Annotated in this window: 11 protein-coding genes; all 11 read left to right on the top strand. The window is 44.6% G+C overall.

Going from position 1 to position 12,251, the window contains the following annotated elements:
- The first annotated feature begins 62 nt into the window (after positions 1 to 62).
- Positions 63 to 425, top strand: coding sequence for a 50S ribosomal protein L19 (gene rplS, locus ACYVGZ_RS12045; RefSeq protein ID WP_460755845.1), 363 nt, complete (start codon positions 63 to 65; stop codon positions 423 to 425).
- A gap of 100 nt (positions 426 to 525) precedes the next feature.
- The gene (locus ACYVGZ_RS12040) at positions 526 to 1,245 is read left to right on the top strand and encodes a thioredoxin fold domain-containing protein (protein WP_460755843.1); all 720 of its coding nucleotides are present in this window, start codon (positions 526 to 528) and stop codon (positions 1,243 to 1,245) included.
- Positions 1,246 to 1,392: 147 nt separating this feature from the next.
- Entirely contained in the window at positions 1,393 to 2,694 is a 1,302-nt protein-coding gene (locus tag ACYVGZ_RS12035; protein ID WP_460755840.1) for a homoserine dehydrogenase, read from the top strand.
- Positions 2,695 to 2,704: 10 nt separating this feature from the next.
- Entirely contained in the window at positions 2,705 to 4,090 is a 1,386-nt protein-coding gene (thrC, locus tag ACYVGZ_RS12030) for a threonine synthase (protein WP_460755837.1), read from the top strand.
- Between the two features lie 53 nt (positions 4,091 to 4,143).
- Positions 4,144 to 4,863, top strand: a complete 720-nt coding sequence (locus ACYVGZ_RS12025; protein WP_460755834.1) for a 16S rRNA (uracil(1498)-N(3))-methyltransferase — start codon at positions 4,144 to 4,146, stop codon at positions 4,861 to 4,863.
- Positions 4,864 to 4,997: 134 nt separating this feature from the next.
- Complete coding sequence (locus ACYVGZ_RS12020; RefSeq protein WP_460755831.1) at positions 4,998 to 6,077, top strand: GGDEF domain-containing protein; 1,080 nt, start codon at positions 4,998 to 5,000, stop codon at positions 6,075 to 6,077.
- A gap of 213 nt (positions 6,078 to 6,290) precedes the next feature.
- On the top strand, positions 6,291 to 8,015 hold the full coding sequence (recJ, locus tag ACYVGZ_RS12015; RefSeq protein WP_460755828.1) for a single-stranded-DNA-specific exonuclease RecJ: 1,725 nt from the start codon (positions 6,291 to 6,293) through the stop codon (positions 8,013 to 8,015).
- A gap of 107 nt (positions 8,016 to 8,122) precedes the next feature.
- Positions 8,123 to 8,968, top strand: coding sequence for a bifunctional methylenetetrahydrofolate dehydrogenase/methenyltetrahydrofolate cyclohydrolase FolD (gene folD / locus ACYVGZ_RS12010; RefSeq protein ID WP_460755825.1), 846 nt, complete (start codon positions 8,123 to 8,125; stop codon positions 8,966 to 8,968).
- Between the two features lie 83 nt (positions 8,969 to 9,051).
- Positions 9,052 to 9,642, top strand: a complete 591-nt coding sequence (locus ACYVGZ_RS12005) for a UPF0149 family protein (RefSeq protein WP_460755822.1) — start codon at positions 9,052 to 9,054, stop codon at positions 9,640 to 9,642.
- A 40-nt stretch (positions 9,643 to 9,682) separates the two neighbouring features.
- Complete coding sequence (locus ACYVGZ_RS12000) at positions 9,683 to 10,984, top strand: aminopeptidase P N-terminal domain-containing protein (RefSeq protein WP_460755819.1); 1,302 nt, start codon at positions 9,683 to 9,685, stop codon at positions 10,982 to 10,984.
- Positions 10,985 to 11,019: 35 nt separating this feature from the next.
- Positions 11,020 to 12,225, top strand: a complete 1,206-nt coding sequence (locus ACYVGZ_RS11995; protein ID WP_460755817.1) for a UbiH/UbiF/VisC/COQ6 family ubiquinone biosynthesis hydroxylase — start codon at positions 11,020 to 11,022, stop codon at positions 12,223 to 12,225.
- The last annotated feature ends 26 nt before the right edge of the window (positions 12,226 to 12,251 follow it).

Below are 12,251 nucleotides of genomic sequence, written 5' to 3'. Positions count from 1 at the left end.
CGAGCTTATTGAACCGAAGAACCTTCATTCAATAAGAAACCAAATTATTAGGAGTCAAATCCATGAGCAATAAATCTAAGCTGATTCAGCAGATTGAAGCGGAACAAATGACGAAAGAAGTCCCAGCCTTTGGCCCAGGTGACACCGTTGTTGTTCAAGTAAAAGTAAAAGAAGGTTCACGCGAGCGTCTACAAGCCTATGAAGGTGTTGTAATTGCTAAGCGCAATCGTGGTCTTAACTCAGCATTCACTGTTCGTAAAATCTCAAGCGGTGTTGGTGTTGAGCGTGCTTTCCAAACTTACAGCCCGCTAGTTGAAAGCATCGAAGTTAAGCGCCGTGGTGACGTGCGTCAAGCTAAGATCTACTACCTACGCGAGCGTTCAGGTAAATCTGCACGTATTAAAGAGAAATTGGCTAAGCGCTAATTTTTCTGATCTAAAAAAAGGCGACTCCGGTCGCCTTTTTTTATGGAACTTATTTGGATTCTGTTAGCCTAATATTTTTTACGGTTTATTTGAGGTGTTTATGTTGCGATTATCACGCCTAGCGCTAGGGTTCTTGTGTGTTCCTTGGTTATTAGTTTTAGGGATGTCTTCTGCGTACGCGGGAGAAGTAGAAATTCGTGCGGCTTTGTCAGAGTCGTTGCCCGCTTACTCCATAACAGAGGTTTCTGAACACTCTTCATCTGGCCTATACATTGTACGTTTCACTAATGGTAATACCCTCCACACAACTGCTGATGGCCGCTTTTTTGTTGCTGGCGACCTGTATCGAGTGGAGCCTGAAGGAGTGGTGAATGAAACACAATTGGCAAGTTTAGCGCGTTTAGAAAAAACGCCTCAAGAAGATATGATCGTCTATCAAGCAGCTAATGAAAAAACACATATTTCTGTATTTACAGACGTAGATTGCGGTTATTGCCGAATGTTGCATAAAGAAATTGAAGAGCTAAATGAGCTAGGTATTACCGTGCGCTACTTGGCTTTCCCTCGTAGTGGGGTAGGTTCTCATTCATACAATAAAATGGTGAGTGTATGGTGCTCTGATGACCCCAAAAAACAGTTAACACTTGCTAAAACGGGGGCTAGCATGCCGGAAAACAAGTGCGTGAACCCGGTAGCAGAACAGCTTGCATTAGGCAGTTCTGTAGGGGTGCGAGGCACACCGACTATCATTACGGCTGAAGGTGCGATCATTCCCGGTTATTTGAAAGCGCCAGAACTAGCAAAACAAATAGGGTTATAACCTTATTTCGATATATTTCACTAAACATGAGCGCTCTTCAGGCTTTTCTACGTTGGGTTTGAGCGCTTGTGACGTTATAATAATCCGGTTTTCATTCTAACATTCGTCATTTCGATAAAAATTAGATTCTCTTTGTGGGGTATTACTTTGAAACCGGTAAAAGTCGGAATTTGTGGTCTAGGAACAGTCGGTTCTGGCACACTCAACATTCTTCGTGACAATTCAAACGAAATTACCCGACGTGTCGGCCGTAGCATTGTGATTGAGCAAATTGGCGCACGTCGTGACAACCCGTCATGTGATACCAGTGGCATTCAAATAACACGTGATATTTTTGATGTAGTTAACAACCCTGAAATTGACATTGTTATCGAATTGATTGGCGGAACCGGTGTCGCTAAAGACCTTGTAATGCAAGCCTTAGAAAACGGTAAGCATGTGGTAACAGCCAACAAGGCGTTGATTGCCGAGCACGGTAACGAAATTTTTGCCAAAGCCCAAGAAAAAGGTGTGATCGTTGCTTTTGAAGCCGCGGTGGCGGGCGGTATTCCAATAATCAAATCTCTACGAGAGGGCTTATCTGCCAATCGTATCGATTGGCTTGCGGGTATCATTAACGGCACTGGCAACTTCATTATGTCTGAAATGAGCCAAAAAGGCCGCACTTTTGATGACGTGTTGGCAGAAGCTCAAGCACTAGGGTATGCAGAAGCAGACCCAACCTTTGATGTAGAAGGTATAGATGCTGCTCATAAGCTTACTATTCTTGCGTCTATCGCATTCGGTATTCCACTACAGTTCGAAAAGACGTACACCGAAGGTATCAGTAAAATCACAGCGGAAGACGTGGCTTTTGCAGAACAGCTAGGTTATGTAATTAAACACCTAGGCGTTGCTAAGAAAACTTCGAAAGGTATTGAGTTGCGTGTACACCCTGCACTGATTTCTCATCAGCAGTTACTTGCTAACGTTAACGGTGTAATGAACGCTGTTATGGTAAAGGGTGATGCAGTTGGCCCTACTCTAACCTATGGTGCAGGTGCTGGCGCTTTGCCAACTGGTTCATCTGTCGTTGCTGATGTAATTGATGTGGCTAGAACTTTAACGGCGGACCCTACTAACCGTGTACCTCATTTAGCTTTCCAAGCTGACTCATTATCTAACGATCAGGTGCTTCCAGTAGAAGAAGTGGAATGTGGCTTTTTCTTAAACATGAACATTCAAGATAAAGCGGGTGTGTTAGCCAATATTACCCAAATCCTATCGCAAAACGGTATTAGCATTGAGTCTTTGATTCAGCGAGAGCGTGAAGATAGTGTTCTAGTTCCTCTGGTGGTTATGACCCACGATGTAAAAGAGCGAGCAATGAATAACGCCATAGTGGCAATTGAGGCTTTGCCAGAAGTGGCAGGTAAAGTGCAGCGCATTCGTGTTGAGTCATTAGTGTAAGGAGAAAATCATGAAATACATTTCTACACGCGGTAAAGCGCCAGCCTTATCATTTGCTGATGTACTTTTGGCTGGCTTGGCTAATGACGGTGGCTTGTATGTACCAGAGTCCTTGCCTAAATACAGTAAAGACGAAATTGCATCTTGGGCAGGCTTAAGCTACCAAGAGCTTGCGTTTAAAGTAATGTGGCCTTTTGTTGAAGGGGATATTCCAGAAGACGCATTTAAAGCAATGATCAATGAAGCTTACGCCAGTTTTACACATACCTCTATTGCCCCTATGGTTCAGGTTGGTAATAACGAATGGGTGCTGGAGCTGTTTCGCGGGCCTACGTTAGCTTTTAAAGATTTTGCCTTGCAGTTACTGGGCCGTTTGATGGATTATGTGCTGGCCGAACGAAAAGAGAAACTGGTTATTTTAGGTGCCACATCTGGCGATACGGGGTCAGCAGCCATTGAAGGTTGTCGCCACTCAGAACATCTTGATATCTTTATTTTACACCCGTTTGAGCGTGTCTCAGAGGTTCAACGCCGTCAAATGACGACAGTGATCGATGACAATGTATTTAACATTGCCGTAAAGGGTAACTTTGATGATTGTCAGGGGATGGTGAAGTCCAGCTTTGCTGACCAGTCTTTCTTGAACGGTGCTAAGTTGGGTGCCGTTAACTCAATCAACTGGGCGCGTATTATGGCTCAGATTGTTTATTACTTCTCCGCTGCTTTGTCTGTGGGTGGGCCTCATAGAAAAGTGTCATTCTCCGTACCAACAGGGAACTTCGGTGATATTTTTGCAGGCTATATTGCTAAGCAAATGGGCTTGCCAATTGACCAATTGGTCGTCGCAACCAACCAAAATGACATTTTGCACCGTGTAATCGCAGAAAATGACATGAGCCGTCAGGCCTTGAATAAGACCTTATCCCCAAGTATGGATATTATGGTTTCTAGTAACTTTGAGCGCTTATTGTTTGATGCTCATGGTCGTGAAGGTGCTGCCATTGATGATCTGATGGAGCGCTTTAACCAAGGTGATGTGCAATTAAATGATGAAGCTTGGTCTTTTGTGAAGTCAAACTTTGATAGTCATAAGGTTGACGATCAAAAAACGTGTGATGTTATTGCGGATGTATTTGCCAAAACACAATATTTGCTGGATCCCCACACCGCCATTGGTATCGAGGCTGCTCGCCAATGTCAAAAGGACGGTTCAGTGCCTATGATTACCTTGGCTACTGCACACCCTGTGAAATTCCCTGAAGCGGTAGAAAAAGCAGGCTGTGAATCGCCGAGTTTGCCAGCCCATATGGCTGATTTGTTCGAGCGTGAAGAGTCTTATACCGTGCTTGATAATGAGCTTTCAGATGTACAGGCGTTTGTCGCAAAGAACATTTAACCTTTTTCTGGCAGTCAAGATGATTTGGCTGCCAGTCATGCCTTTCTAAAAATATGAATCTTATTCTCCTTGATCCTACTCGTGTTTCTGCTTCTGGTCAGTACTGGTTAAATGAGCGACAAGTAACCCACCTTGCTAAGGTCGTTAAGGCTAAAAATGGTGATTCCCTGAGAGTGGGGGAGCTGGGTGGTAAAATGGGAGAAGGAATATTCGTCGAGGCCTGTGGAGAAGTCCCCCCACATATCCACAAGGTGGCCTTGCACCAGTCTCCGCCAGATCCTTTGCCCATAACTTTAGTTATGGCTCTACCTCGCCCTAATATGTTGAAACGCACTTTGCATAACATGACTGCTATGGGAGTAAAAGAAATAGTGTTAGTGCACTCCGCCAAGGTAGAAAAAAGCTACTGGCAGAGCCCTGTGCTAAAGCCAGAGAGTTTGCGTTTATGTTTGCTTGAAGGTTTAGAACAAGCGAAAGATACTGTACTGCCTAAGCTTACATTAGTACCCAGATTCCGCCCTTTCGTGGAGGATCAATTACCGGCTTTATTAAAAGATAAACTCGGCTTACTCGCTCACCCTTATCGGGCAGAAAAGTGCCCAATTGACATTCAAGAACCATGTGTACTGGCCCTTGGTCCTGAAGGTGGCTGGAATGACTTTGAGGTGTCTAAGTGGTTAGAAGCGGGAATGCAAAGTGTTCAGCTCGGAGAAAGAATCTTAAAAGTTGAGACTGTTGTCCCAGTATTACTATCTCGTTTATATCCAAATTAAGGTGAATTATAAATTTAATTTATAGAAAGACGACTTCTGGTTGAAGATTGTCGCCATTAATATAAAGTAGAGAGTATTCTAGAGCAGGGGCACATATAATAATCACGATTTCCCTGACTAAATTGGATGTTAGAATGCTAAAAAAAATTTTCAACCAATTAGCTTGGAAGCGTTTTTTCTACGCTGGCTTACCTGATCAAACGATTTCTGAAGATTCTCGTCGAGTCTTCATGATCAACTTATTTTCTCTTGTAGGCGTTGTTTTTACCCTACCTTTGGGGGTCTCATCCTTAATAGAAGGTAGTTGGCTGCTGGGCTTGGCCTTGGTTGCAATCGCAGCAATATATACTTTTAATCATTTATATTTACGGAAAACCCAAAACCATCTCTACTCTGGTGGTGTAATTATTTACCCTCTTTATTGTTTAATGTTGGGGTTAGTGTACTTTGGTGGCGTAGGGGGAACTGGGCCATTATGGATATACTGCGTACCGGCTGTTGCCTTTTTTATTAATGGGCTTCAGAAGGGATTAATAGAGGTCACGATTTTTACTTTTGCGGTGATTGTACTAATGTTCTTACCTGTCACCATTAGCGGTCACTTTGAGTACTCTGATGACTATAAATTGCGGGTGATTTTCTCATTTTTGGTTGTGACCTTTTTATCTGGAATATACGAGTACTCGATGTATATTTACAACAGTGCATTGATTAAAACCTCGGAGCAGCTGATTCATGCAGCAGAAACAGATAGCCTTACAGGGTTATTAAATCGCAGAGGGCTGCAAACATACCTCAATGCTCAAGAAGAAAAAGGGGCGGCTAGTCTACACTTGCTACTGTTGGATATCGATCATTTCAAAGCGGTTAATGATACACATGGACACGATGTAGGGGATTTGGTGCTTCAAGAGTTGGCTCGAATGATCCGCTCTGTGAAAGAATGCCAACAGGGGGCTTGCCGTTGGGGGGGGGAGGAGTTTTTGGTATTATTGCCAGATATGACCACCTCTGAAGTTTACCAAACAGCTGAACGCCTTCGTCAGTTTGTAAGTGAACAAGAGTTCTTTACCGACAAAGATATTTTTACCATTACTATAAGTATCGGTTTAGCAGCAGTAGGCGAGCTTACTTTTAATGAGGCCATTAAACAGGCAGACTTAGCTTTGTATCAAGCTAAAGATGCTGGTCGAAACCGTAGTTTCTGGGCATAACTTAAGACCTAGATACAAGAAAGCCCGTCATCGGCTTTAAAAACCGAAGGCGGGCCTGAGTATGCAGCCACTTCTCCTTGCGAACAAGACCAAGCCACTGCCTACCCATCTAGGCTAGCCTATCCCTAATGCTAAAGTCAATTCCTAAGCGGTTTGCGCTTTCGCTCTGCTTCCGTGCTATGCTTGCGATTTTGCAATAGACATAAAATTATCATGCGTATTGAGCGTCGATCTCTCGTTTCACCCACTATTTCCTTTCCTGCCCACATGCCAGCCAGTTTACAGCGAGTCTTTGCAGCTCGTCAGGTTACCAGTAGTGATCAGCTAGATTACCGTCTGCCTTGTTTGTTAAGGCCAGATGCATTTTTTGACTTATCGAAAGCAGCAAAGATTTTAGCGGATGCCATTGAGGCCGGTGAAAAGATTCTCATTGTGGGAGATTTTGATGCAGACGGCGCGACCAGCACTAGTCTTGGCATATTGGCATTACAAGCGATGGGGGCAGTTGAACCGGATTACTTGGTGCCTAATCGCTTTGAATTTGGTTATGGTCTAACGCCAGAAATTGTAGAAGTGGCAAAAGACAAAAAGCCACAGGTACTAGTAACTGTAGATAATGGTATTGCCAGTATCGATGGAGTCGCGGCTGCTAAAGCCTTAGGTATGAAGGTGGTAGTAACTGATCACCATTTACCTGGTGATCAGTTACCTTTAGCGGATGCTATTGTGAACCCTAATCACCCCAACTGTCAGTTTCAAAGTAAGAACCTCGCCGGTGTTGGAGTGATTTTTTATGTCATGTCAGCTCTTAGGATGGAGCTTAAGCAGCGTCATTGGTTCGAGCAGCAGCACATTCCTGAACCAAAAATGGCGGATTATTTGGATTTGGTCGCACTAGGAACGGTCGCAGATGTTGTCGCGTTAGATAACAATAATCGTATTCTAGTGCAGCAAGGCATTAAGCGAATTCAAGCGGGTAAAGCTCGCCCAGGCATCTTGGCGTTACTGGAAGTTGGAAACCGTGATGCAACTAAACTAAAGGCATCTGACCTTGGCTTTGTAGTAGGGCCTAGGCTGAATGCGGCTGGACGCTTAGATGATATGTCTGTGGGCATTGAATGTCTGTTGGCGGAGCATGCGTATCAGGCGAAGCAGTTTGCTCATCAACTTGATCAGTTTAATCGTGAACGCAAGGCTATAGAGTCTGATATGAAAGTGCAGGCTGAGGACATTCTCGCTAACCTGCTGAATGAAGAAGAGGATATGCCTAATGGCTTGTGTTTTTATGATGAAAGCTGGCATCAAGGTGTGATCGGTATCCTGGCATCAAGAATGAAAGAAAAGTGCTATCGTCCAGTGATTGCTTTTGCCGAGGCTGATGGTGGAATGTTAAAAGGCTCGGCGCGCTCTATACCTGGTGTGCATATTCGAGACGCACTGGATTTGTTGGCCAAACGTTACCCTCAATTGTTGAGTAAGTTTGGCGGCCATGCCATGGCGGCAGGGATGAGTATTCGGGCTGAGCATTATGACGCATTTCGTTTGGCCTTTGACCTCATAATTAGTGAATGGGTGACCCCTGATCAACTACAAGCTTGTATTTATACCGATGGCCCTTTAGCACCAGAAGACTTTAGTTTGAGTTTTGCTGAGCAGGTGCGCATGGCTGGGCCATGGGGGCAGGCTTTTCCAGAACCAAGTTTTGATGGCGTTTTTGAGGTATTACAACAACGAATTGTAGGTGAAAAACATTTAAAACTCTTGTTAAGAGAACCCGAAAGTGGGCTTTTATTAGATGCTATCCACTTTTTTGTGGATCTCGATTTATGGCCCAATCAACAATCTGAACAAGCGCGCCTAGTTTATAAACTGGATGTGAATGAGTTTCGAGGTCAGCGTAATTTACAGCTCCTTGTTGATTATTTAGAGGCGCTTTAGTTGCCCACTTGGTCGAGTTTTTTATTGCCAGAGACGGTGCCTAACTAGGGGAGTCTTAGGGTATAATGCAGGTCTTCAAAACTTCGCTATTTTATTGGAGCTCTTTCATGACTGCATTGGTTCTTGACGGCAAATTATGCGCCAAAGAAACAGAAACTCGCCTACAGGCACAAGTGGCTGAACTTAAAGGACGTACGGGCGGCAGAACGCCTATTTTGGCAACCATTCTAGTAGGTGCTGACCCTGCATCTGCGACCTATGTAAAAATGAAAGGTAATGCTTGTCGCCGTGTTGGTATGGATTCAAAAGCCATTGAGCTGCCAGAAAGCACCACTACTGATGAGTTGCTAAGCACGATTCAAGAGCTTAATGAAAACCCAGACGTACATGGTATCTTGCTTCAACATCCAGTACCTGCCCAAATCGATGAGCGCCTATGCTTTGACGCGATTGCAGCTCATAAAGATGTGGACGGGGTAACGTGTTTAGGGTTTGGCCGTATGGCCATGCAAGAGCCTGCTTATGGCGCGGCAACGCCAGCTGGTATCATGCGCCTTTTAGAAGCGAATAACGTAGCACTAGAAGGTAAACATGTTGTGGTAGTCGGTCGTAGCCCAATTCTAGGTAAACCGATGGCCATGATGATGCTTAATGCTAATGCCACTGTGACTATTTGCCACTCTCGCACGCAAAATCTTGCGGAGTTCGTTAAACAAGCTGATGTAATTGTTGGCGCGGTTGGCAAGCCAGAATTCATTAAAGCAGAATGGATTAAAGACGGTGCAGTTGTTGTGGATGCAGGTTATCACCCAGGTGGGGTTGGTGATATTGAACTTGCTCCATTGACCGAGCGTGTTGCGGCTTATACGCCTGTTCCCGGCGGTGTTGGCCCAATGACAATCAATACGCTTATTTTGCAGACACTGGAGTCAGGCCTAAAACAACTTGGCTAAGAATGTGTTAGATTAGAGTTAATCATAAGCCGTGCCGTTTGGTACGGCTTATTTTTTCGAAAGAATTTATTTGAAGGTGGTATATGTCCACAGAAATACTAAAAGATGCGCTGGATTTTGACCTAATTGCAGACGTTTTTGTTGTTGAATCTATTGCGGCTTCTCCTGCTGAGTTACATGGCCAATTATGTGGTTACCTTGCATCCGGTGTTGCTTTGCCAATGGAAGATTGGCTGGCTATGGTGGTTGAATTTTGTGACATTGAAAGCTGGAAAGAAGACGCTAGCCGTCAAGTTATTGTTGAGCTTTATACAGCTACGCAAACGCTTTTCCAGAATGGTGAATATGCCCTGGAACCTTGTATTAGCGACGATGATGCTGAACTTGCAGAGCGTGGCGTAACCCTATCTCAATGGGCGCACGGTTTTCTCGCTGGTTATGGATTATCTGGTCAGAAGAAAGACTTGTCTGATGAAACTAAACAAATTCTTAGAGATTTTGCCAACATTTCAGCAATGCAAGCCGAAATGCGTAGTCTTGAAGATAACAACGACAACGAAGCCGATCTTACTGAGCTGGTGGAGTACGTGCGTTTATCTGCCATGATGATGTATTCTGAGCATCATGAGGTAAAACCCGATGCAGACTTTAGCCAGCAAAACGCTCTGCATTAATAGGGTTGTGATAGCGGTATCTATTTAAATAAGGCGACTTATGAAAATTGACAAGCAAATCTATGTGGCTCGCCGCCAGCGTTTAATGCAGTCTTTTGGTGACAATACGCTAGTTGTGATTCGTACAGGAGAGTTGAGTACTCGCAATAACGACTGCGATTACGAATTTCGCCCAAACAGCAGCTTTTACTATTTAACGGGTTATCCTGAACCTAGCGCTTACGCTTTTATATATGGTGCGGGCGAGATGACCTTAGTGAATCTTCCTAAAGACCCTGAGAAGGAACAATGGGATGGCTTTCGCTATGGGCAGCAAGGCGCGCTAGATGAGTTTGCCGCGAATCGTGCTGAGCCATTAGATAAGCTTGTTGATGTGGCTCTAGAACAGCTAGATGGTGTTGAGCAAGTTGCTTATCTGTTCGAAGATAATCTACTACGAGATCAGTTAGCCCGTTGGCGTAGTGAGGTTTCGCGTAAAACTCGTCTAGGTGCACAGCCGCCAGAGTCTTATGTGGATTTGTCTACCCCGGTAGCGGAAATGCGACTACGCAAAGACTCCCATGAAATCGCACTGATGGAACAAGCTGCGCAGATTAGTGTGGATGCTCATAAACGAGCGATGCAAACGGTTAAGCCTGGCATGGCTGAGTATCAGTTAGAGGCCGAGCTAAATTATACTTTTATGAAGTCAGGGGCACGTACACCAGCTTACAGTAATATTGTGGCATCTGGGGCAAACGCTTGCATTCTTCACTACATAAAAAATGACGACACGATTCAGGATGGTGATTTAGTTCTAATCGATGCCGGAGCGGAATTAGGCTGTTATGCGGCAGATATTACTCGCACTTTTCCTGCGAATGGACGTTTCAGTCAACCTCAAGCCGCACTGTATCAAGTTGTGCTTGATGCATACCATGCAGGGTTAACCAAGCTTGTAGTCGGAGCCGCCTATGAAGACTTTCATAATGCTGCAGTAAGGGTCATCACCGCAGGGTTGATTGAACACGGTTTATTACAAGGTGAACTTGAAGACTTGATTGAACGCAAAGCTTATCGTGATTTTTACATGCATAATACAGGTCATTGGCTGGGGTTAGATGTTCATGATTGCGGTGCTTATAAGTTGGCTGGGCAGTCTCGTCCGCTAGAAGCTGGCATGGTACTAACGATCGAGCCTGGGTTGTACGTAGCGGCTGATAATGAAAAGGTCGATGCCAAATGGCGGGGTATTGGTATTCGTATAGAAGACGATGTCCTGATTCAAGAGCAAGGCCCCTATGTGTTAACTCACGGCTTGGCGAAAGAAATTGCCGACATTGAAGCTTTAATGGCCCAATGACAACTCAAAGGTTATCAAAGTAAAGAGGAGTAGATATGGCTAAATCCTACGACGTAATTATAGTCGGGGCTGGAATGGTCGGTTCTTTATCAGCTATCTTGCTGGCTCAGTCATCGCTACGTGTGGCCTTGATTGATAAACATAATGGCCAATATTTGCTGTCTACCCCGCCTGCTTATGATGCCAGAGTAAGTGCTATTTCTAGTCAGTCTAAGGCCTTGCTGAAAAAAGCAAACGTTTGGCAAAAATTGTCGGCTGAACGTATTGAAAGCTACCAAAATATTGTGGTTTGGGATGGTCTTGGGACTGGGCATATTGATTTTAGCGCGGGAACGGGAAGTTTATCCGAGCTGGGCGACCTAGTAGAAAATGCAGTATTGAGTCATCAACTGATGGTGCAAATACAAGCTCACCAAAACATTGATCTCTATTTGCAAAACGGCCTTGCAGATTATGAATTAGATGAAGCAGGCGTTCGCCTTGAATTAGACTCAGGCGAACGTATTAGTGGGCAAACACTGGTTGGTGCGGATGGGGCTATGTCTCAGCTACGCCAAGACAACCATTTTAAAACCGTTGAGTGGGATTATGGGCACACTGCCATAGCTGCCACCATAGAGATTGACCAATCTCATCAAAAAACCGCTTGGCAAAGCTTTGGTGAAGAGGGCGTACTGGCTTTTTTACCCCTTCCTGAAGTGGATGGTAGACACTTTGTATCGATTGTTTGGTGTGTTCATCCAGACGAAGCAAAAGGCTTAGCGGACCTAGATGATGAGGCCTTTTGTCGTCGTCTCCATTATGCCATCAACAGACGTTTTGGGGTTGTGGGGATTACACGTCAAAGGCAAACCATTCCTTTACGACAACGACACGCTAAAGAATATGTCAAAGCTGGCATTGCCTTGGTTGGTGATGCAGCCCACACGATTCACCCTTTAGCGGGGCAAGGGGCAAATTTAGGTTTTGCGGACGTTAAGGCTCTCGTTGAGGTGTTATCGAAAGCACATAAGCGTGGTGAAAAGCTTGGCCACTTATCTGTATTACGCCGTTACCAAAGAGCTCGTATGTTAGATAACGTAGCAATGGCGGCGGGAATGGAAAGCTTCAAACGCCTGTTTTCTACACAGCAACCACTGGTGGTGCAAGCACGAAATATAGGAATGCGGTTAGTTCATAAGCAGAATGCTCTAAAACGTCGCATTATCGCTAAAGCGGCGGGAATTAATCCTATCTCATAGATACCAATAGAATTTCATTTAATATA

The sequence above is a fragment of the Marinomonas epiphytica genome (assembly GCF_054780655.1).
The sequence above is the reverse complement of the archived record's forward strand: the minus strand, read 5'-3'. Positions and strand labels throughout refer to the sequence as shown.